This window comes from Neoaquamicrobium sediminum, from assembly GCF_040970315.1.
GTDB lineage: Bacteria > Pseudomonadota > Alphaproteobacteria > Rhizobiales > Rhizobiaceae > Aerobium > Aerobium sediminum.
In genome coordinates, this window is the sequence record NZ_JAZHFV010000003.1 from 83,776 (window position 1) to 103,443 (window position 19,668).

A 19,668-nucleotide genomic window follows, 5' to 3' on the forward strand; every position below is an offset into this window, starting at 1 on the left:
CAGGCTAGATCCAGCGCCGGACCTTCTTGGCGTAATCGCGGTATTTCTTGCCGAAACGCATCTCCAGGTGCCGTTCCTCGCGTTCGATCGCGAGCTTCTGCGTGACGAAGGCGGCGACCGGCGCCAGCAGGATGAACCAGACGATGCCGGCGATCAGGCCGATGCCGATCATCAGCATGGTGTTGCCGAGATAGATAGGGTTGCGGGTAAACGAGAACGGCCCGCTGGTCACGAGATGATCGGAGCCCCGGTGTGGCATGATCGTGGTTTTCGCACGCGCCATAGTGCGCATGGCCGTAATGTCGATCGCCAGCGCGCCGCCGACGACCAGCCAGCCGACTGCGAAGAGCAGTTCGCCAAGCGGGCCCGGAATCCAGGGGAGCGGAACCAGCCAGTTCAGGACAATGGCTGCCGCAACCGCGGCGACGTAAACGATCGGCGGCCATGGCAGCGTGTTGGGACGGGTCTCGACGGCAGTCACGGTTGCTCCTCCCCAGGCACGGCGAATTCCGTCTGGAAACTGCACTCCTGCACGATTTCCTGCAAGCGCTGCGTGGTTTCCGGGCTTGCCGTCTGGTTGTGGATTTCCTCCAGCCGGTTCTCCTCTTCGAGACCCTCCAGCACACACACGCAATAAAGCGCGCAGAACTCCTGCCCTCTGGCCTCCTCGCACTGGGCGGTGCAGGCGCGTGTAAAGGCGACATCGGCCGCCATCGGCGCAGGCGGTGCGATGAGCGAGAACAGCCAGACGCAGGCGATCAGCACCGGCTGGTGGATGAGGTAGAAGGCAAGGCTGTGGCGCCCGCAAAACTGCAGCGGGCGCGTCCATTCGTACAGGGAAACCTGTCCCAGGCGCTGGAAGAGGCCGGCTGCAGCGGCGAGCTTGGCTGCTGCGATGCCGAAAAGCACGGCGGCGAACCACGGGAGCAGCGGGACATAGTCGTTCGAATGCGGATTGACGCTCGACAGCCCCACCCACCACAGCGCCGGGTGGTCGAAGAATGTCGAGCGCAGGAAATGCGGTGCAGCGAACACCGCGACGCCGACCACGATCGCGCCCCATGCGGGGGTGCGCATGAAGGCGACGCCGAGCACGCTCGCAAGCGCGATCTGGTGCAGGATGCCGAAGAATATGAAGCCGCCGGGCACAGCCAGCCAGGTGACGAGCGAGATCGCGGCGGCCGCGCCGGCCACCATCGCGAGCCTTGTCAGGAAGGGGCCGCGCCGAAAGCCGCGCGCATGCGCCAGAAAGAGGCTGACGCCGACCAGGAACAGGAACGACGATGCGATCGAGCGGGCAAACAGCCGCCAGCCGCCCTCGGCAGTCATGCCGGGGGTGGCGTAGCCGAAGAATTCGAGATCCCATGCCAGGTGGTAGATCGCCATGGCAACCAGTGCCACGCCACGCGCGAGATCGATTGCCTCGAGGCGTGATTTGTCCTTTGCCGATCGCTGCACTAGTTTTGCCTTATCTCGACTCCATCCGCCGCCGCTTCAACCGATAGCACGAAAGACGCGCGGCTCGCCAAGCACGAAAGGGAGATGGCCATGCACAGCGTGGAAGCGAACGGCGCTGCCATTCCGGCTCTGGGACTGGGAACATGGACGCTCGAAGGACGCGCCTGTACCGAGCTCGTCGAGCGGGCTCTGGACGTCGGCTACCGCCATATCGACACTGCAGCATCCTACGGCAATGAGGAAGCAGTGGGCGCGGGCTTGCGCGCGTCGGGCGTCACCCGCGATTCGGTGTTTGTCACCACCAAGGTCTGGTGGACCGACCTTGCGCCCGACGACCTGCGCCGCTCCGCCGAGGCGAGCCTGAAGCGGCTGGGCCTGGACGCAGTCGACCTGCTGCTGATCCACTGGCCGAACCCTGAAATCCCGCTGGCCGACACGGTCGCGGCACTGAACCGTTGCAGGGCCGACGGGCTGGCGCGTCATATCGGCGTCTCGAATTTTCCGACGGCACTTCTGGCGCAGGCGCGGGAGCTGTCCGAGGCACCGCTGGTGGTAAACCAGGTGGAGAGCCATCCCTATCTGGACCAGCGCAAGGTCTATGCGGCCTGCCGCGAGGCCGGCATGGCGATGGTCGCCTACTGCCCGCTGGCAAGGGGCGGGGCGCTGTTTGCCGAACCTGCCGTGACGGCCGCCGCGAACCGGCACGGCAAGACGCCGGGGCAGGTGGTGCTGCGCTGGCATGTGCAGCAGGACGGCATGGTCGCGATCCCGCGCACGAGCAGGCCTGAGCGGTTGGCCGAAAACGCCGCGATCTTCGACTTCGCGCTCTCGGATGAGGAGATGGCGGCAATCTCCGCCCTGCGCGGCAAGGGCCTGCGCATCTGCGACTACGGCTTCTCGCCCGAGTGGGACGCGGCCTGAGCCGCGCCCACAATCACCGCCCGCGGATTCGGGGGTCGAGCGCGTCGCGCAGGCCGTCGCCGACATAGTTGATCGACAGCACCGTCAGCGAGATCGCGAGCCCCGGCCAGATGACGCGTGACGGGTTGATCGCCATGAAGTTCACGCCGTCATAGAGCAGTCGGCCCCAGGTCGGGTAGTCCGACGGAAAGCCGAGACCGAGGAAGGAGAGCGCCGATTCGGTGATGATGGCGGTTGCGATGCCGAGCGTGGCGGAGACCATGATCGGCGACAGCACGTTGGGCAGGATGTGGCGGGTGACGATGCGCCGCTCGCGTGTGCCGATAGACTTGGCGGCGACGACGAATTCCTGCTCCTTCACCGAGAGCACCGCGCCGCGCACGATACGGGCCGTCTGCATCCAGCTTGTGATGCCGATGACGAAGACGATCAGCAGGAAGATGCCTGTTTCGGGGCCGAACGTCGCGCGCAGCGTGTCGCGGAACAGCATGATGATGACGAGCAGCAGCGGCAGGAGCGGCAGCGCCAGGAACAGGTCCGTCAGGCGCATGAGAAGCCCATCCGCCCGTCGGAAATAGCCTGCAACGACGCCGATGGTGGTGCCCACGAACAACGACAGCAGCATCGCCGTGATGCCGACGGAGAGCGAGGTGCGGCCACCGGCAAGCACCTGGGCGAACATGTCGCGACCAAGATTGTCGGTGCCCATCGGGTGGATAAGCGAGATGCCCTGGTTCTTGTCCCGCACATTGAGTGCCTGCGGGTCGATGCCGTGGATGTAGGGACCGAAGATCACGAGCAGCACGATTGAGAGAAAGACGACCGCGCCGAGCACGCCGCCGCGGTGCTGGCGGAACTGCCGCCACACATCGGCGGCCAGCGTGCGCTGCCTGGTGACCAGCGGCGCGCCCGGGGTGCCCTGGGGCGGCTTGATGACGGCGTCACTCATAGCGGATCCTCGGATCGAGAATGCCGTAGAGCAGGTCGGCGATCAGGTTGAAGAACACGATCAGCACGGCAAAGATGAAGGTGAGCGTCTGCACCAGCGGAATGTCGGCGCCCTGTATGGCTATGATGAGCAACTGCCCGAGCCCGTTCACGCGGAAGATCTGTTCGGTGATGATCGCGCCCGAGAAGATCGTCGGAATGCCGAGCGCGATCACCGTGACGACCGGGATCAGGCTGTTGCGCAGCACGTGGATGAGAAGCACCACGCGTTCCTTCATGCCCTTGGCACGCGCGGTGCGCACATAATCCTGGTTGAGGTTGTCGAGCATCGAGGCGCGCACGAAGCGGCTGAGCTGGGCCGCGTTGTAGAGCGCCAGAACCATAACCGGCAGCACCATCTGCCGCACCTGCGCCCAGAAACTCGACCAGTCAGTGACCTTGAGAGTCGTGTCGTAGATCGAGGGAAACCATTGCAGGTTCACGCTGAAAATGACGATCAGGACGACGCCGGTGAAAAAGGTCGGGACCGAAAAGCCGACCATCGACACGAAAGTGCCGATCTGGTCGAACCAGGAATATTGCCGGTAGGCCGAGATGATGCCGACGGGAATCGCGATCAGGATGCCGACCACGTAGGACATGCCGACGACCCACAGCGTCTGCGGCATCCGCTCGATGATGAGGTCGACAACCGGGCTGCGGGTCGCCCAGGAGCGTATGCGCAGCCGCTCAGCGGAATTGCCGATCTCTATGCCGAACATGCGTTCGAGGAGGTTGAGCGGTTCATTGATGAAGAACTGCTGCAACCAGTAGAGATAGCGTATGGGGAACGGTTCACCGAGCCCGAGCGATTGACGTATCTGTTCGCGCACATCCGGCGGGATCGTCAGGGGCAGATTGCCGGTCGGGTCGTTCGGCGCGAGATCGAGCAGGGCGAAGATGATGAAGCTGATCACCAGCAGCGTGGGGATAGCGAACATCAGGCGCCGAAGCGTGTAGTTCAGCATCTGGCGGACTCCGGGCGGCGGCCTTTCGGCCGGCTTGCCAGTGTCTTGTTTATCGAGCGGGAAATTGCCGGATCAGGCAGCAGCGGGCGGCCGAACCGCCCGCTGCCGATGCGCCGGTCCTATTCCTTGCGCGTCCAGTCGGCGACGTTCCAGAGCTCGGAGTCCCAGGAGTTCATGCGGACCCCGTCGATGGTGACGGAATGCGCCGAGACGTCGCCCCGGTGGATCAGCGGGATCAGAGCACCCTCGTTGGAGAGAATGTCGTTCATTTTCTTGGCGATCTCGCCGCGCGCCTCCAGATCCGCGGTTTCGGCCATCTGGCCAGTAAGCGCATCGTACTCTTCCGAGCAGAAGCGCGGCATGTTTGCGCCGAGCCAGCCGTTTTTCGGGCTCGGAATGCCGTCGCAGAGCCAGCCGGCCATATAAGCTTCGGGATCGGTGCCGGGGAAGTTGTTGGTGTACATCTCCACGTCGGCATAGAACTTCTGGAACGTGTCCGGGCTGGCCGGATCGCCACCGAAGAACACCGCCGCATCGATGTTGCGCAGCTCAGTCTCGACGCCGATCTGCTGCCACATGTCCTTGACCAGCGCTTGCGTGGCCTGACGCACGGAATTGGTCGAGGTCTGGTAGAGCAGCGAGAGCCGGACGCCGTCCTTTGCGCGGATCCCGTCGCCACCGGGCGCCCAGCCAGCTTCGTCGAGCAGGCGATTGGCTTCGTCCGGATTGTATTCCAGACACCAGTTCACGTTGGTGGAGGCGTAGTTCTCCGGCGCCGGCAGGATGTTGCAGGTGGGCTGTCCCGAAGCGCCGTAACCGGCTTCCACGAGAATTTCGCGATCGATCGCGATCGACAGCGCCTTGCGCACGGCCGGATCGCTGAGGAAGGGATGCGGGCCTGCCTCCAGGGTCGAGCGGTTCTCGCCCTTGTCCGGGGATGGATCGGTCAGGTTGACCTCGATGCGCTCGACCGAGGTGCCGAAGGAGGTCACCACCTGGCCACGTCCGGCCGCCGACATCTGCTCAAGCACCTCGGGCTCCACCTGCAGGTTCCAGGCGTAATCGAACTCGCCGGTTTCGAGTACCGATCGCGCGGCCGAAGCAGCATCGCCGCCGCCCTTGAGGGTCAGCGTCGCAAAGGACGGCTTCGCCGGATCGCGATAATGTTCGTTCGCTTCGAAGGTGATGACGTCATTGGCGCGGAACTCGACGACCTTGAAGGGACCGGTTCCGTGCGGGCCGAAGTTCTGCTCGGTACAGTTGGGTGCATTCGCGCCAATGCAGTTTTCGAACTGCGCCTTCTGGATGACCGGCGTTTCCGCCCCCACGAAGGCGGTGTAAGGGAAGGGTTTGGGGACCGTGAAGTTGATCGTGACCGTCTGGTCGTCGATCACCTCGATCGACTCGATGTCCTGAAACTTGGAAATCTGCTGGCAGCCGCCGTCGGGCGCCATGCAGTAGTCTGCGGTGAACTTGACGTCGTTCGCCGTAAACGGCGTGCCGTCGGACCACAACAGGCCGGGCGTGATCTTCCAGGTGATCGACTTCAGATCTTCCGAAACACCGCCGTTCTCGACAGTCGGGATCTCGTCGACCAGCGCCGGCACCATGTTGCCGGCCTCGTCATATTTGGCCAACGGCTCGATCACCACGGATGAGCCTTCGACATCCTTCGTGCCGCCCGAAAGGTACGGGTTCAGGACCGACACGGCCTGCCAGTAGAGGACGTTGAGATTGCCGTCGGAGCCCCGTTCGGCCTGTGCGTTCGCTGCGCCGAGCGCCAGCGCGACGGCCGTGCCGGCCGCCAATGCGGTGAACCTTTTCATGTCTGCTTCCCCTTACGCATATTGTTGGTTTTCTTGGCGATGCTTTCTTTCCGGCATGCAACTCCCATAGCAATGGCCGGACCTGTGGATGCATTCATTTCCGCACGACAGCGCGGTGTTGCACAATTGGTCTATAGTCCTCCTTCCTTACACGCGATGGCAGGCCACGTGGCGGCCGGGATCGACCTCCCGCCAGATCGGCTCTTCCGAAAAACATCTGTCGATCGCCTCCGGGCAGCGGGTGCAGAACTTGCAGCCGGCAGGTGGATTGGCGGGATCGGGTATGTCGCCCTTGAGCAGGATGCGCCGCCGGCTGGCCTCGACCGTGGGATCGGGCACCGGAACGGCAGAGAGCAACGCCTTGGTGTAGGGGTGCTTCGGCGCTGAAAACAGCGTTCGAACATCGGCAAGCTCGACGATCTTGCCCAGATACATCACCGCCACGCGATCGGCGATGTGCTTCACCATCGACAGGTCGTGGCTGATGAACAGGTAGGTGAGGCCGAGCTTTTTCTGCAAATCCTTCAGCAGATTGACCACCTGAGCCTGGATCGAGACGTCGAGTGCGGCGATCGGTTCGTCGCAGACGATGAAATCAGGGTCCAGCGCAAGGGCACGGGCGATGCCGATGCGCTGGCGCTGGCCACCGGAAAACTCGTGCGGGTAGCGGTTCACGTAGTCGGGGTTGAGGCCGACCGCGTCGAGAAGCTCGCGGACCTTGGCCTTGCGCGCTTCGGCCTTGTGAACGCCATGCTCGATGAGCGGTTCGGCGATGATCGAGCCAACCGTCATACGCGGATTGAGTGAGGCCTGCGGGTCCTGGAAGATCATCTGCATGCGCGGCCGCATGCGCCGCAGCCGCTCGCCTTCCAACTCGGCAATGTCCTGCCCTTCGAAGAGAATGCGGCCGCCGCTGGCTCGGTAGAGGCGCAGGAGCGTTCGGCCCGTCGTCGACTTGCCGCAGCCGCTTTCGCCTACGAGCCCGAGGGTTTCGCCCCGGCGTATGTCGAAGGTGAGCCCGTCCACGGCGCGCACGGCACCGACCTGCCGGCGCAACACGCCCTTGTAGACGGGGAAGTGCAGCAGCAGGTCCTCGACCCGGACGAGCGGTTGTGTTTCAGGGCTGGATGCGCCCGGCCGCGTGGCGAGGTCAACGGCCATCGCGCGGCCCTCCGGTTGCGGGGTTCCACCAGCAGGCGACGTCATGGCCGGCCGTGACTTCTACGAGACGCGGGTTCTCCTGCCAGCAGCGGTCGAAGGCATGGCTGCAGCGAGGCGCGAAAGGGCACGAGGCGGGCTCGGCCAACAGCAGCGGCGGCTGGCCACCGATCGAGCGCAGGCGTTCGTCTGCCTCGTGTCGGCCCGGCAGCGAGTCGAGCAGGGCCCGAGTGTAGGGGTGCTGCGGCGCGGCGAAGAGGTCTTCCACTGGCGCGTGCTCCACCACCAGCCCGCCATACATGACGATAACCCGGTCGGCGATGCCGGCCGCGACGCCGAGATCGTGGGTGATCCAGATGATCGCCATGCCGAGCTTCTGGCGCAGGTCGCGCACCAGCTCGAGGATCTGCGCTTGCACCGTGACGTCGAGCGCCGTCGTCGGCTCGTCCGCGATCAGCACCTTGGGGTCGCAGGCGAGCGCGATGGCGATCACCACGCGTTGGCGCATGCCGCCCGAGAACTGGTGCGGATAATCGTCGATGCGCTTTGCCGCGGCGGGGATGCCGACGAGGTCGAGCAGTTCGATCGCACGCTGCCGCGCCTGCTTCTTGCTGAGACCCATATGCTCGCGCAGCGGCTCCATGATCTGGTAGCCGACAGTGAACACAGGGTTGAGCGACGTCATCGGATCCTGGAAGACGAAGCCGATCCGCGCGCCGCGCACCTGCCTGATCTCGGAGGCGCCGAGCTGTACGAGGTCCTGGTCCTGGAACATCACATGGCCGCTGGCTATGCGGGCAGGGGGCATGGGCAGGAGCTGCATCAGCGACATCATCGCCACGCTCTTGCCCGAGCCACTCTCGCCGACGACGGCAAGCAACTCGCCTTCGTCGAGAGTGAAGCTGATTCCGTTGACCGCGTGGATCACACCATCATGGGTGCGAAAGACGGTCTTCAGGTCGGAGACTTCCAATACATGCGCGATTGGAACACCCTGCCATATTGCTGCGCCGACGTTGCAGCGCATTCCCCTTTATCGTTGGGGAGCATCTGACCACTTGGATTCCGACTTTTCAAGACAGGAAATGTGCAGCCGCCGCAAATGCACAAACGCTGCACAAATAGGCCTTCCGCCTCACACGAGAACCGGCTGGCGAACGCGAGCTTCCTCGCCGAATACCTTGAGATAGCGCGCTATTTCGTCCTTGTCCCCAGTCGCCTTCTCCGGGTTGTCGGAGAGCTTCACGGCCGGGCGGCCATTGGCGCTGGTAACCTTGCAGACGAGCGAGATGGCGCGAAGCGCATCATTATGGGCCGGCGCGCAATCCTCGAAATCGTTGGTGAGGTTGGTTCCCCAGCCAAACGCCATGCGCACCTTGCCGCGGAAATGCTGAAATGCCTTCTCGATGGTGTCGACGTCGAGCCCGTCGGAAAAGATCAGCAGCTTCTCGGCCGGATCGCGGCCGCGCTCGCGCCACCACTGGACGATGCGTTCGCCGCCCTCGATCGCCGGGGCGCTGTCGGGGCGGAAGCCCGTCCAGTCGGCGACCCAGTCGGGCGCATCGCGCAGGAACGAGGCCGTGCCGAACGCGTCCGGCAGCACGATCAGCAGGTTGCCGCCATAATAGGTCTGCCAAGCCTGCAGCACCTTGTAGGGCGAGGCGCGCAGTTCGGCGTCGCTGTTGGTCAGCGCCGCCAGCACCATCGGCAGTTCGTGGGCGTTTGTTCCGAGCGCCTCGAGGTCGGTATCCATGGCCAGCAGCACGTTCGAGGTGCCGGTAAAGGATTCGCCGATGCCTTCCTTGAGCGCTTCCACGCACCAGCGCTGCCAAAGGAAGGAGTGACGCCGCCGCGTGCCGAAGTCCGAGATGCGGATTTCGGGGTGCTTCTTCAGACGCTCCACCTTTTCCCAGACCCTGGCTTTGGCGCGGGCATAGGTAACGTCGAGCGCAAACGGCCCCATCGAGCGCAATGCGACGCGCGAGCGCAACTCATTGATGATGGCGAGCGCTGGAATCTCCCACATGGTGGTGTCGTGCCAGCGGCCATGGAAATGCAGCTCGTATTGCCCGTCGCGCTTCGACAATTCGTATTCAGGCAGCCTGAAGCCCTCCAGCCAGGTCAGGAAATCCGGCTCGAAGATCTGCTTGCGGCCGTAGAAGGTGTTGCCGGCCAGCCAGATCATTTCCTTCTTGGTGAAGCGCAGCGTGCGCGCATGATCGAGTTGCGCGCGCAGTTCCTGTTCGTCGATCTCGTCGGCCAACCGCACGGATTTGGTCCGGTTAATCAGCGAGAACGTGGCGTCGACGTCCCGGTATAGCCCCCAGATCATCTGCAGCATCAAGAGTTTGTAGAAATCCGTGTCGAGCAGGCTGCGCACGATCGGGTCGAGCTTCCAAGTGTGGTTATAGACCCTGCGGGCAATGTCTGTCTTGGGCATGGGCAGTCTCGATTGCGATGGCGCTTGCTTGGTGCGAGCGGACCTCATGGAGACTGCCTTGTCAATGCGGGCGGGTTGAGGATCGTTTGCGCCAGAGATGCGCGGAACCGCGACAGATGCTTGCCCGTTTCTTGCGGGGGCGCTTCGAGGCACGCTCATGCAGGAACTTCACCGCATATTCTTCGGGGAGGCGGACACCGCCACTTTCTTCTTCTTCATCGAGATCGTCTTCAGGACGGTCGTCATGTACGTCTACACGATCTTTCTCGCCCGCCTTGTCGGCAAAGGCGGCATAGGACAGATCGGCCCGTTCGAGTTCGTGCTGGTCATCGCCGTGGGTTCGGCCGCCGGCGACCCGATGATCTATCCGGACGTGGCGCTGCTACACGGAATTGCCGCGATCACCGTCGTGATCCTGCTGCATCGCCTGACGACGGCACTGCTCAACCGCCACCGAAAGCTGGAACACCGCCTCGAGGGCGAGCCGCTGCTGGTGGTGGACAACGGCGAGGTTTGCGAAAATCGACTGGGCGCGGGTGCGCTGACGAGGCGAGAGCTGTTTTCGCTGCTCAGGCAGGCCGGCATCCGTAATACCGGCGAAGTCGAATATGCATGGTTCGAGGCTTCGGGTCATCTCAGCGTGTTTCGGCGCAAAGTGGCCGCAAAGCATGGTGTCTCAACCTTCCCCGGCAACGACTGAAGCCGCTCGGCTATTGTGCCGGACGGGATTCGCACTAGAATACCGCCTAAAGGGCGCGTCCGCGTCCGGTTCCCCCTGACGACAGAATGCGGAGCATTTGACCATGGAAAAGCGCAGGCTTGGCCGCACGGATATTTTTGTCTCGAAAATCTGCCTCGGCACGATGACCTTCGGCGAGCAGAACACGGAAGCCGAAGGCCACGCCCAGCTCGACATGGCGCTCGATCGCGGCGTCAACTTCATCGATACCGCCGAACTCTACCCCATCCCGCCCAAGGCGGAGACGCAAGGGCGCACCGAGCGATATATCGGCAACTGGATGAAGGCGCGGGGCAATCGCGACAAGGTCGTGTTGGCCACGAAGGTGGTCGGCCGCACGGCCAACGAATGGTTCAGGGGAGGGCGCCCGTCGAAGCTGGTGCGCGCCGACATCATGGATGCCATCGACAAGTCGCTACAGAAGCTGCAGACCGATCACGTCGATCTCTACCAGATCCATTTTCCCGACAGGCTGGTTCCGTGGGGGTCGAGCCCGACACGCGTAGGCAAATGGCCGGCCAAGCGTGCCGACGACGAGACTCCGGTCGCTGAGACGCTCGCCGTGTTCGATGAACTGGTTAAGGCGGGCAAGATCAGGCATCTCGGGCTTTCCAACGAAAGCTCCTGGGGTGTGATGAAGTTTGTCGCCGAGGCCGAGAAGGGCGTGGGTCCGCGCGTCGTCACAGTCCAGAACGCCTACAACCTCGTCAATCGCACCTTCGAGGTGAATCTGGCCGAGGTCTGCGATCGCGAGGATGTAGGCCTGCTTGCCTATTCCCCGCTGGCGCAGGGTTACCTGACCGGCAAGTACGAGGACGGCGCGCTGCCGGAGGGTTCGCGCAAGCAGCTTTTCGACCGGTTGCAGCGCTACGAAACGCCGGGCGCGGCAGAAGCGTACAAGGCCTACAACGCGCTGGCGCGCGAGTTCGGCATGGAGCCGGCGCTGTTTGCAAACGCCTTCGTGACGCACCGGCCTTTCGTCGCCTCCAATATCATCGGCGCAACGTCGATACCGCAGCTCGAAGTGGCGCTCGATTCGGCCGACGTGGCCTGGACCGAGGAAATGCAGAAGGCCGTTGACGCCATACACCAGGAGCGGGGCAACCCATGTCCGTAACGGGCATTGCGTTAAGTCTTCGTTAACCATCGGGGCGCAGCATTTCTGGAGGAGGAGCAACCTCAGGAGAACAGGCCATGTTCTACTCGGGACTTCCCCTTCCGCGCACCGCCGCGGCACTCGGTCTTCTGCTTCCGGTAACCAGCCTTCCCGTGGCCGCTCATGATGCCAAGAGCGGCTGGACCTATCCGCTGTCCTGCTGTTCCGACTATGACTGCCGCGAGGTGGCGGATGCCGAGGTGCTGGAGCGGCCGGAGGGTTACGTCATCAAGGTCACCGGCGAGGTGATTCCGATGACATCGCGCAGGGTGAAGCCATCACCCGACGGCGTCTTTCACTGGTGCTCGGTTGCCGGACGCGACGACGGAGCGACGATCTGCCTGTTCGTGCCGCCGCGCGGTTTCTGACCAGTCCTGACAGATGGGTGTCAGGAGCCTCCTGCTATTCGCCGCCGCATCATCGGAACGACAGGAGGCCATGATGATCGTCAAGGGAAGCTGCCATTGCGGCGCGACACGGTTCGAGCTCGCCGTCGAACCCGAAAGCGTGACGGAGTGCAACTGCTCGATCTGCTCCAAGCGGGGCGGCCTTTGGGCCTATTATTCGCCGGCCGACGTCACATTCGCCTGCGACGATGCCAAGGCGACCTACCGATGGGGCGCGGAGATAGGCGCACATAATTTCTGCGCCCGCTGCGGCTGTACTACCTATGGCGAGTTTCCGAATTTCTCCTCCGGAGAGCCCGACTACGACAGACCGACTCTGTCGATTAACGCCCGGCTGCTCGACGACTACGATATCGCCTCGATCCCGGTAGAGCGCATCGACGGAAAGAACGCGTGGTGAGGTAACCCGATGCCGGTTCTTGGCATCGCCGCGTGCAGGGCCTATTCAATGGCTGGTTCGGTCACGTGGCGACCGGACCGGGCCGGAGGATCGATGCTCAGAATCGAGAAGGTTGCCATCTCGGACATCTACGTGCCGACGGCGCGGCGCAAGACGCTGCACCCTGACACGGTCCGGCTGCTGGCTGAGGACATCCTGGAGAATGGCATGAAGACGCCCATCCAGGTGCGCAAGGACACGAACCGCTACGTTCTGGTGGAAGGTTTGCACCGGCTGGAAGCGGCGAAATGGCTGGGCGAGTCGACGATCGACAGCTATCTGGTGCAGGCACGGCGGCACTGAACCCCTTCGCCTTTCACAGGCCTGCTGAAGCACGAGACATGCAATGATCTATGTATGCCCGATGACGAAGGTGGACGAGACAGTGACGGCCGCCGGAGCGCTGCGCCTGGTCACGCTTCTCAATGGCGGCACGCCATTCGAACGGCCGGCTTCCATCGTGCCGACGAATCACCTGTTTCTGTCGATGAACGACATTGTGGAAGACCATCCGGAGATGGTGGCGCCCGCACTTGACCATGTCGAAACGCTGCTTGGCTTCGTGCGAGGCTGGGACAGGGCGACCCCGCTGGTGATCAATTGCTTTGCCGGCATCAGCCGCTCCACGGCTTCGGCCTACATCACGGCGGCGGCGCTCAATCCCGGCCGTGACGAAGCCGAACTCGCCTGGACCCTGCGTGAGCTCTCGCCTTCTGCTACGCCCAATGCGCGGCTGGTGCGCCATGCGGATGCGATACTCGGTCGCAACGGTCGGATGATTTCGGCCATCGAGGCAATAGGGCGTGGTGCCGATGCCTTCGAGGGAACCCCATTCGCCTTGCCTGTCGACCGCTGAAGCCTGTGTGGCGCGCCTGACGGCGCGGCCTGGCGCATTGTCGGCTTTCCGCAGCGTAACCGTCTGTATGAACGCTGTGTTCAGCATTCGGGACGCATGGAAATCGGGCCAATGTTTGACTTGCTTCGCGGGAACGCCTGCGCTAACCCTCGCCGCGTTGCAACAAGCCTTTGCCGCACCGGCCCTGCCGGAGAATTTGTCGCGGTGTTGTCCCGGTTCGGTGCTATAGACTTGGCCGGGTGACGGCCAACGGAAAACGACCATGAGCGAACTTCTCAGTTCATATTTGCCCATCGTGATTTTCATCGGCGTCGCGCTCGTCGTGGGACTGGCGCTGATCGTTGCGCCGTTCCTCGTGGCGTATCGCAATCCGGACCCGGAAAAGCTTTCGGCCTACGAATGCGGCTTCAACGCCTTCGATGACGCGCGCATGAAGTTCGACATCCGCTTCTACCTGGTCGCGATTCTCTTCATCATCTTCGACCTCGAAGTGGCTTTCCTGTTTCCCTGGGCCGTCTCGTTCGGCGAGATCGGCTGGCTTGGCTTCTGGTCCATGCTCGTCTTCCTGGGCGTGCTGACCATCGGCTTTATCTATGAATGGAAGAAGGGAGCGCTGGAATGGGATTGAACGACGGCTCCTCCACCCTCGTGGCGCCGAAGCCCAAGGGCATCATCGATCCGAACACTGGCAAGCCTGTCGGCGCGGATGACGTTTTCTTCGGCGAGATCAATGCCGAGCTTTCCGACAAGGGGTTTCTGGTAACCTCGTCGGAGGCCCTGATCACCTGGGCGCGTACCGGCTCGCTGATGTACATGACCTTCGGCCTGGCCTGCTGCGCGGTGGAGATGATCCACTCGGCGATGCCGCGCTACGACAGTGAGCGCTTCGGCATCGCGCCGCGCGCCTCACCGCGCCAGTCGGACGTGATGATCGTCGCCGGCACGCTGACCAACAAGATGGCGCCGGCCCTGCGGAAGGTCTACGACCAGATGCCAGAGCCGCGCTACGTCATCTCCATGGGCTCGTGCGCCAATGGCGGCGGCTACTATCACTATTCCTATTCGGTGGTGCGCGGCTGCGACCGCGTGGTACCGGTGGACATCTACGTGCCCGGCTGCCCGCCATCGGCCGAAGCGCTGCTCTACGGCATTCTTCTCCTGCAGAAGAAAATCCGCCGCACCGGCACGATCGAGCGCTGAGAGGCAAAAGATGAGCGAAGCTCTCAATGACCTTGCAGGCCATGTCACCGAGCGTCTCGGCGCGAAGATCAAGGGCGCCACGGTTGCCTATGGCGAGCTGACTGTCGACGTCGATGGCGCCGACATCGTCTCCGTGCTGACCTTCCTGCGCGACGACGTGCAGTGCCGCTTCGTGTCGTTCATCGACATCAGCGGTGCCGACTACCCGATGCGCGAGAAGCGCTTCGACGTCGTCTATCACCTGCTGTCGCCGCACCAGAACCTGCGCATCCGTGTGAAGGTGGCGACGGACGAAGACACGCCGGTGCCTTCTGCGACCGCGGTCTATCCAGGCGCGGACTGGTTCGAGCGCGAGGCCTACGACCTTTACGGTATCCTGTTTTCCGGTCATCCGGAGCTGCGCCGTATCCTCACCGATTACGGTTTCGAGGGTCACCCGCTGCGTAAGGATTTCCCGCTGACGGGCTTCGTCGAGGTTCGCTACGACGACGAGGTCAAGCGCGTGGTCTACGAGCCGGTCGAGCTCAAGCAGGAATTCCGCAATTTCGATTTTCTTTCGCCCTGGGAAGGCACCGACTACGTGCTGCCCGGTGACGAAAAAGCGAAGCCGAACTGAGGCTAGCCATGGCTGAAACCGCCGTTCGCAATTTCAACATCAATTTCGGCCCGCAGCATCCGGCCGCGCACGGCGTGCTGCGCCTCGTGCTGGAGCTGGACGGCGAGGTGGTGGACCGCGCCGATCCGCATATCGGCCTGCTGCATCGCGGCACCGAGAAGCTGATCGAGCACAAGACCTATCTGCAGGCCGTGCCGTATCTCGACCGGCTCGACTACTGCGCGCCGATGAACCAGGAGCACGCCTTCGCGTTGGCGACCGAGCGGCTTCTGGGCATCGAGGTGCCGAAGCGCGGGCAGATCATCCGCGTGCTCTATAGCGAGATCGGCCGCATCATGTCGCACATCCTCAATGTGACGACGCAGGCCATGGACGTCGGCGCGCTGACCCCGCCGCTGTGGGGCTTCGAAGAGCGCGAGAAGCTGATGGTCTTCTACGAACGCGCCTCGGGCTCGCGCATGCATGCCGCCTATTTCCGCCCCGGCGGCGTTCACCAGGACCTGCCCGAGAAGCTCGTCCAGGACATCGGGGACTGGATCGACCCGTTCCTGAAAACGATCGACAATCTCGACGATCTCCTGACCGGTAACCGCATCTTCAAACAGCGCAATGTCGACATCGCCGTCGTGTCGCTGGAGGACGCTTGGGCGCTCGGTTTCTCCGGCGTGATGGTGCGCGGCTCGGGCGCTGCCTGGGACCTGCGCAAGTCGCAGCCCTATGAATGCTATGCCGAGATGGATTTCGACGTGCCGATCGGCAAGAACGGCGACTGCTTCGACCGCTATCTCATCCGCATGGAAGAGATGCGCCAGTCCGCCAGGATCATTCGCCAGTGCGTCGACCTGCTGCTGGGTAAGGAGAAGGTCGGGCCGGTCTCGACCACGGACGGCAAGGTCGTTCCGCCGAAGCGGGCCGCGATGAAGCGCTCGATGGAAGCGCTGATTCACCACTTCAAGCTCTACACCGAGGGTTATCGCGTGCCGGCCGGCGAGGTTTATGCCGCCGTCGAGGCGCCCAAGGGCGAGTTCGGCGTCTATCTGGTCTCCGACGGCACCAACAAGCCGTATCGCTGCAAGCTGCGCGCCCCCGGTTTCGCGCATCTCCAGGCGATGGATTTCCTGTGCAAGGGCCACATGCTGGCCGACGTCTCCGCCATCCTCGGATCCATCGACATCGTGTTTGGTGAGGTCGATCGTTAATGTCAGTCCGCCGTCTCGCAGAAGCCAGCGTCCAGCCAGCCAGCTTCGCCTTCAACAAGGCGAACACGGCGTGGGCCAAGCAAACCATCAAGAAATATCCGGTTGGTCGGCAGCAGTCGGCCGTCATACCCTTGCTCATGCGCGCGCAGGAGCAGGACGGCTGGGTGACGCGCTCGGCCATCGAGCATGTCGCCGACATGCTGGACATGCCCTATATCCGCGTGCTCGAGGTGGCGACCTTCTATACGCAGTTCCAGTTGAAGCCGGTGGGCACCCGCGCCCACGTGCAGGTCTGCGGTACGACGCCCTGCATGCTGCGCGGCTCCGAAGCGCTGATGGATGTCTGCCGCTCGAAGATCCATGCCGAGCAGTTCCACACCAATGAAGACGGCACGCTGTCCTGGGAAGAAGTGGAATGCCTCGGCGCCTGCGTGAACGCGCCGATGGTCATGATCTTCAAGGACGCCTATGAGGACCTGACGCCGGAGCGGCTGGCCGAGATCATCGACGAGTTCGAGGCCGGCAAGGGTGCTTCGGTTCCGACCGGCCCGCAGAACGGCCGCACCTTCTCGGCACCGCAATCAGGCCTGACGTCGCTGATCGACGAGCAGGCTGTGCTGAAATCGACCCGCGACAAGGCCGCGAAGACCGCCGCCAAGTCGCAGAAGGCGGAAGCAAACCAGGTGCCGCCGACGCAGGCCGCCAAGCCGAAGACGGACGCTCCCGAGACGAACCCGGCGATCAAGTCGCCGTCGAAGGTGAAGGTGAGCGCGAGCGTCGAGAAGTCCGCCAGCGTCAAGGCGCCGAAGGAGAACAGGGCAGCTGCCGACAAGGCCGACCCGGCTGTCGAGAAGTCCGACAAGGGGCGCACGCATCCGGACAAGCACGCCGATGCGGCGTACGCCTTCAAGGCGCCGGAGACCAAGCGAAGCAAGCCGGCTGCGAAAGCCGAAACGCAAGTGGCTCCGTCGCTGGAAGACAAGAACCGGCCGGCTGCGGTCGAGCGACCGGCGCAGCCCGACGATCTTAAGCTGATCTCGGGCGTCGGCCCGAAACTCGAAGGCGTTCTCAACGGTCTCGGCATCTATACCTACGCGCAGGTCGCGTCGTGGAAGAAGGCCGAACGCGACTGGGTCGACGGCTATCTCAGGTTCAAGGGCCGGATCGAGCGCGACGACTGGGTGAAACAGGCCAAGGCGCTCGCCAAGGGCGGTGAGGCCGAATACATCCGCGTCTTCGGCAAGAAGCCGCGCTAAGGGGGTTAGAGATGCTTCAGGACAAGGACCGCATCTTCACCAACATCTACGGCCAGTTCGATAATTCGCTGGCCGGCGCGATGCGTCGCGGGCATTGGGACGACACCAAGGCGCTGATCGACAAGGGCCGCGACTGGATCATCAACGAGATGAAGGCGTCCGGCCTGCGCGGTCGCGGCGGCGCAGGCTTCCCGACCGGCCTGAAATGGTCGTTCATGCCCAAGGAAACCGACGGGCGTCCGCATTACCTCGTCGTCAATGCCGACGAATCCGAGCCCGGCACCTGCAAGGACCGCGAGATCCTGCGCCACGACCCGCACACGCTGGTCGAAGGCTGCCTGATCGCGGGCTTCGCTATGGGCGCGCACGCGGCCTACATCTATGTTCGCGGCGAGTTCATCCGCGAGCGCGAGGCGCTGCAGCGCGCTATCGATGAGGCTTATGACGCCGGGCTGCTCGGCAAGAACAACAAGAACGGCTGGGATTTCGAAGTCTACGTTCATCACGGCGCCGGCGCCTATATCTGCGGCGAGGAAACCGCGCTGCTTGAGAGCCTCGAAGGCAAGAAGGGCCAGCCGCGTCTGAAGCCGCCATTCCCGGCCAATGTCGGCCTCTATGGCTGCCCGACGACGGTCAACAATGTCGAGTCGATCGCGGTTGCGCCGACCATCCTGCGCCGCGGCGCTTCGTGGTTCTCGTCCTTTGGCCGGCCGAACAATGTCGGCACCAAGCTTTTCTGCGTATCGGGTCATGTCAACACGCCGACCACGGTCGAGGAGGCGATGTCGATCCCGTTCCGTGAGCTGATCGACAAGCATTGCGGCGGCATTCGCGGCGGCTGGGACAATCTGCTGGCGGTCATCCCGGGCGGCTCCTCGGTGCCGCTGGTACCTGCCGAGCAGATCATCGACACGCCGATGGACTTCGATTCGCTGCGCGACCTCAAGTCGGGCCTCGGCACGGCGGCAGTGATCGTCATGGACAAGTCGACCGACATCGTGAAGGCGATTGCGCGGCTCTCCTACTTCTACAAGCACGAGAGTTGCGGCCAGTGCACGCCGTGCCGCGAGGGCACCGGCTGGATGTGGCGGGTCATGGAGCGTCTGGTGCGCGGCGAGGCGCAGAAGCGCGAGATCGACATGCTGCTGGACGTGACCAAGCAGGTCGAAGGCCACACGATCTGCGCGCTCGGCGATGCCGCGGCCTGGCCGATCCAGGGCCTGATCCGGCATTTCCGCCCCGAGATCGAGCGGCGGATAGACGAGTTCACACGCAACGCCCACCGCGCCGAGCCGGCGCTGGTCGCGGCGGAGTAACAAGGGAAACGGCCTGACGCAGGGTGCGACCGGCAAGACGGCGACGCCCAACGGAACGATGCCTGAGATGAGCAAGAGCCAGGAAACCACAACGGCCTACGATGCCGCCATGCCGCAGGAGATCGCTGGTGCGATCAACCTGATGGCGCATCCGTTCGCGGGCGCCGCCGCCATGGGCGCGCTTGGCCTCGGCCTCGCGGGCCAGGCGATCGGCATGTGGCTTGGCGCCATGGCTGGTGCGGCGGAAGCCTCGCAGCGGTTGATGCAGGGCCTCTCGGACGAGGCGGCGCCAGCGTCGCGTCCCGCAGCGAAGCCGGCTCCGCTCAAGCTGGTCGTATCGCGGCCGACGCAGGACAGGAAGCCTGCGACTATCGCCAAGGCGAAAGCCCCGGCGCGCAAGGTTGCGCAAACGGCGAAGGCTCCGGCAGGAAAGCCGGCACCGATGACGAAGCCGGCGCAGCCGGACGACCTCAAGGCGATCGGCGGGATTGGGCCGAAGCTGGAAAAGGTGCTGAACGAGCTCGGCATCTGGACATACGGGCAGGTGGCCGCGTTGCAGCCGGCGGAGCTTGCCTGGCTGGACGATCATCTGGGATTTGCCGGCCGCATCGGCCGCGACGACTGGGTCGGGCAGGCGAAGGCGCTTTCGGCAGACGCGTGACGAAGAATTTCGGCACCGGACGCGGTGCCAAAGCAAGGATTGCGGTTATTCCGCGGGGTTGAGGC

At 63.6% G+C, this 19,668-nt stretch carries 22 protein-coding genes; 14 read left to right on the forward strand and 8 right to left on the reverse strand.

Annotation, left to right across the window (positions count from 1 at the left end):
• Nucleotides 1-4 precede the first annotated feature (4 nt).
• Nucleotides 5-481: a methyltransferase family protein gene (locus V1479_RS10920; RefSeq protein WP_368802920.1), complete on the reverse strand. Its 477-nt coding sequence runs from the start codon at nt 479-481 to the stop codon at nt 5-7.
• Entirely contained in the window at nt 478-1,458 is a 981-nt protein-coding gene (locus V1479_RS10925) for a heparan-alpha-glucosaminide N-acetyltransferase (RefSeq protein ID WP_368802921.1), read from the reverse strand. The genes V1479_RS10920 and V1479_RS10925 overlap by 4 nt, the downstream gene beginning before the upstream one ends.
• Before the next feature lie 90 nt (nt 1,459-1,548).
• Here V1479_RS10925 and V1479_RS10930 point away from each other — a divergent pair, with 90 nt between their 5' ends.
• Nucleotides 1,549-2,379, forward strand: a complete 831-nt coding sequence (locus tag V1479_RS10930) for an aldo/keto reductase (RefSeq protein ID WP_368802922.1) — start codon at nt 1,549-1,551, stop codon at nt 2,377-2,379.
• A 13-nt stretch (nt 2,380-2,392) separates the two neighbouring features.
• Here V1479_RS10930 and V1479_RS10935 read toward each other — a convergent pair whose 3' ends face one another.
• The 6 genes from V1479_RS10935 to pncB all read right to left on the reverse strand — a co-directional run bounded on the left by V1479_RS10935 (nt 2,393) and on the right by pncB (nt 9,758).
• Complete coding sequence (locus V1479_RS10935) at nt 2,393-3,328, reverse strand: ABC transporter permease (RefSeq protein WP_368802923.1); 936 nt, start codon at nt 3,326-3,328, stop codon at nt 2,393-2,395.
• Nucleotides 3,321-4,334: an ABC transporter permease gene (locus V1479_RS10940; RefSeq protein WP_368802924.1), complete on the reverse strand. Its 1,014-nt coding sequence runs from the start codon at nt 4,332-4,334 to the stop codon at nt 3,321-3,323. The genes V1479_RS10935 and V1479_RS10940 overlap by 8 nt, the downstream gene beginning before the upstream one ends.
• Nucleotides 4,335-4,453: 119 nt before the next feature.
• A complete protein-coding gene (locus V1479_RS10945; protein ID WP_368802925.1) occupies nt 4,454-6,160 on the reverse strand; it encodes a peptide ABC transporter substrate-binding protein in 1,707 nt (568 codons plus the stop codon).
• A gap of 147 nt (nt 6,161-6,307) precedes the next feature.
• Nucleotides 6,308-7,321 carry an ABC transporter ATP-binding protein gene (locus V1479_RS10950; protein WP_368802926.1) on the reverse strand — a complete coding sequence of 338 codons (1,014 nt, stop codon included), beginning with the start codon at nt 7,319-7,321 and terminating at the stop codon, nt 6,308-6,310.
• A complete protein-coding gene (locus V1479_RS10955; protein ID WP_368802927.1) occupies nt 7,311-8,345 on the reverse strand; it encodes an ABC transporter ATP-binding protein in 1,035 nt (344 codons plus the stop codon). Before V1479_RS10955 ends, V1479_RS10950 begins: the two co-directional genes overlap by 11 nt.
• 108 nt (nt 8,346-8,453) lie before the next feature.
• A complete protein-coding gene (pncB, locus tag V1479_RS10960) occupies nt 8,454-9,758 on the reverse strand; it encodes a nicotinate phosphoribosyltransferase (protein WP_368802928.1) in 1,305 nt (434 codons plus the stop codon).
• 157 nt (nt 9,759-9,915) lie between these two features.
• Here pncB and V1479_RS10965 point away from each other — a divergent pair, with 157 nt between their 5' ends.
• The 13 genes from V1479_RS10965 to V1479_RS11025 all read left to right on the forward strand — a co-directional run bounded on the left by V1479_RS10965 (nt 9,916) and on the right by V1479_RS11025 (nt 19,603).
• Nucleotides 9,916-10,458 carry a DUF421 domain-containing protein gene (locus tag V1479_RS10965; protein WP_368802929.1) on the forward strand — a complete coding sequence of 181 codons (543 nt, stop codon included), beginning with the start codon at nt 9,916-9,918 and terminating at the stop codon, nt 10,456-10,458.
• 103 nt (nt 10,459-10,561) lie between these two features.
• On the forward strand, nt 10,562-11,614 hold the full coding sequence (locus V1479_RS10970) for an aldo/keto reductase (protein WP_368802930.1): 1,053 nt from the start codon (nt 10,562-10,564) through the stop codon (nt 11,612-11,614).
• Between the two features lie 77 nt (nt 11,615-11,691).
• Nucleotides 11,692-12,021, forward strand: a complete 330-nt coding sequence (locus tag V1479_RS10975) for a hypothetical protein (protein ID WP_368802931.1) — start codon at nt 11,692-11,694, stop codon at nt 12,019-12,021.
• Between the two features lie 73 nt (nt 12,022-12,094).
• Entirely contained in the window at nt 12,095-12,460 is a 366-nt protein-coding gene (locus V1479_RS10980) for a GFA family protein (protein ID WP_368803279.1), read from the forward strand.
• A 93-nt stretch (nt 12,461-12,553) separates the two neighbouring features.
• Nucleotides 12,554-12,802 carry a ParB N-terminal domain-containing protein gene (locus V1479_RS10985; RefSeq protein ID WP_173191149.1) on the forward strand — a complete coding sequence of 83 codons (249 nt, stop codon included), beginning with the start codon at nt 12,554-12,556 and terminating at the stop codon, nt 12,800-12,802.
• A gap of 43 nt (nt 12,803-12,845) precedes the next feature.
• Complete coding sequence (locus V1479_RS10990) at nt 12,846-13,355, forward strand: tyrosine phosphatase family protein (RefSeq protein WP_173191151.1); 510 nt, start codon at nt 12,846-12,848, stop codon at nt 13,353-13,355.
• Between the two features lie 262 nt (nt 13,356-13,617).
• Nucleotides 13,618-13,983, forward strand: a complete 366-nt coding sequence (locus V1479_RS10995; protein WP_173191153.1) for an NADH-quinone oxidoreductase subunit A — start codon at nt 13,618-13,620, stop codon at nt 13,981-13,983.
• Nucleotides 13,974-14,555, forward strand: coding sequence for a NuoB/complex I 20 kDa subunit family protein (locus V1479_RS11000; protein WP_173191155.1), 582 nt, complete (start codon nt 13,974-13,976; stop codon nt 14,553-14,555). Before V1479_RS10995 ends, V1479_RS11000 begins: the two co-directional genes overlap by 10 nt.
• 10 nt (nt 14,556-14,565) lie before the next feature.
• Complete coding sequence (locus tag V1479_RS11005) at nt 14,566-15,171, forward strand: NADH-quinone oxidoreductase subunit C (protein WP_368802932.1); 606 nt, start codon at nt 14,566-14,568, stop codon at nt 15,169-15,171.
• A gap of 8 nt (nt 15,172-15,179) precedes the next feature.
• Complete coding sequence (locus V1479_RS11010; protein ID WP_173191159.1) at nt 15,180-16,370, forward strand: NADH-quinone oxidoreductase subunit D; 1,191 nt, start codon at nt 15,180-15,182, stop codon at nt 16,368-16,370.
• Entirely contained in the window at nt 16,370-17,626 is a 1,257-nt protein-coding gene (locus tag V1479_RS11015; RefSeq protein ID WP_368802933.1) for an NADH-quinone oxidoreductase subunit E, read from the forward strand. The genes V1479_RS11010 and V1479_RS11015 overlap by 1 nt, the downstream gene beginning before the upstream one ends.
• A gap of 11 nt (nt 17,627-17,637) precedes the next feature.
• Nucleotides 17,638-18,942, forward strand: coding sequence for an NADH-quinone oxidoreductase subunit NuoF (gene nuoF, locus V1479_RS11020; protein WP_368802934.1), 1,305 nt, complete (start codon nt 17,638-17,640; stop codon nt 18,940-18,942).
• 67 nt (nt 18,943-19,009) lie between these two features.
• On the forward strand, nt 19,010-19,603 hold the full coding sequence (locus V1479_RS11025; RefSeq protein WP_368802935.1) for a helix-hairpin-helix domain-containing protein: 594 nt from the start codon (nt 19,010-19,012) through the stop codon (nt 19,601-19,603).
• Nucleotides 19,604-19,668: the final 65 nt, after the last annotated feature.

Bases quoted from the DNA above. Each gene is read 5' to 3' on its own strand.
- V1479_RS10975 (WP_368802931.1), top strand. From the start codon at position 11,692: ATGTTCTACTCGGGACTTCCCCTTCCGCGCACCGCCGCGGCACTCGGT.
- V1479_RS11025 (WP_368802935.1), top strand. From the start codon at position 19,010: ATGAGCAAGAGCCAGGAAACCACAACGGCCTACGATGCCGCCATGCCG.
- V1479_RS10950 (WP_368802926.1), bottom strand. From the start codon at position 7,321: ATGGCCGTTGACCTCGCCACGCGGCCGGGCGCATCCAGCCCTGAAACA.
- V1479_RS10935 (WP_368802923.1), bottom strand. From the start codon at position 3,328: ATGAGTGACGCCGTCATCAAGCCGCCCCAGGGCACCCCGGGCGCGCCG.
- V1479_RS10970 (WP_368802930.1), top strand. From the start codon at position 10,562: ATGGAAAAGCGCAGGCTTGGCCGCACGGATATTTTTGTCTCGAAAATC.
- V1479_RS10980 (WP_368803279.1), top strand. From the start codon at position 12,095: ATGATCGTCAAGGGAAGCTGCCATTGCGGCGCGACACGGTTCGAGCTC.
- V1479_RS11005 (WP_368802932.1), top strand. From the start codon at position 14,566: ATGAGCGAAGCTCTCAATGACCTTGCAGGCCATGTCACCGAGCGTCTC.
- V1479_RS10995 (WP_173191153.1), top strand. From the start codon at position 13,618: ATGAGCGAACTTCTCAGTTCATATTTGCCCATCGTGATTTTCATCGGC.
- V1479_RS10940 (WP_368802924.1), bottom strand. From the start codon at position 4,334: ATGCTGAACTACACGCTTCGGCGCCTGATGTTCGCTATCCCCACGCTG.
- V1479_RS11000 (WP_173191155.1), top strand. From the start codon at position 13,974: ATGGGATTGAACGACGGCTCCTCCACCCTCGTGGCGCCGAAGCCCAAG.
- nuoF (WP_368802934.1), top strand. From the start codon at position 17,638: ATGCTTCAGGACAAGGACCGCATCTTCACCAACATCTACGGCCAGTTC.
- V1479_RS10930 (WP_368802922.1), top strand. From the start codon at position 1,549: ATGCACAGCGTGGAAGCGAACGGCGCTGCCATTCCGGCTCTGGGACTG.
- V1479_RS10990 (WP_173191151.1), top strand. From the start codon at position 12,846: ATGATCTATGTATGCCCGATGACGAAGGTGGACGAGACAGTGACGGCC.
- V1479_RS10955 (WP_368802927.1), bottom strand. From the start codon at position 8,345: ATGCGCTGCAACGTCGGCGCAGCAATATGGCAGGGTGTTCCAATCGCG.
- V1479_RS11010 (WP_173191159.1), top strand. From the start codon at position 15,180: ATGGCTGAAACCGCCGTTCGCAATTTCAACATCAATTTCGGCCCGCAG.
- pncB (WP_368802928.1), bottom strand. From the start codon at position 9,758: ATGCCCAAGACAGACATTGCCCGCAGGGTCTATAACCACACTTGGAAG.
- V1479_RS11015 (WP_368802933.1), top strand. From the start codon at position 16,370: ATGTCAGTCCGCCGTCTCGCAGAAGCCAGCGTCCAGCCAGCCAGCTTC.
- V1479_RS10985 (WP_173191149.1), top strand. From the start codon at position 12,554: ATGCTCAGAATCGAGAAGGTTGCCATCTCGGACATCTACGTGCCGACG.
- V1479_RS10965 (WP_368802929.1), top strand. From the start codon at position 9,916: ATGCAGGAACTTCACCGCATATTCTTCGGGGAGGCGGACACCGCCACT.
- V1479_RS10945 (WP_368802925.1), bottom strand. From the start codon at position 6,160: ATGAAAAGGTTCACCGCATTGGCGGCCGGCACGGCCGTCGCGCTGGCG.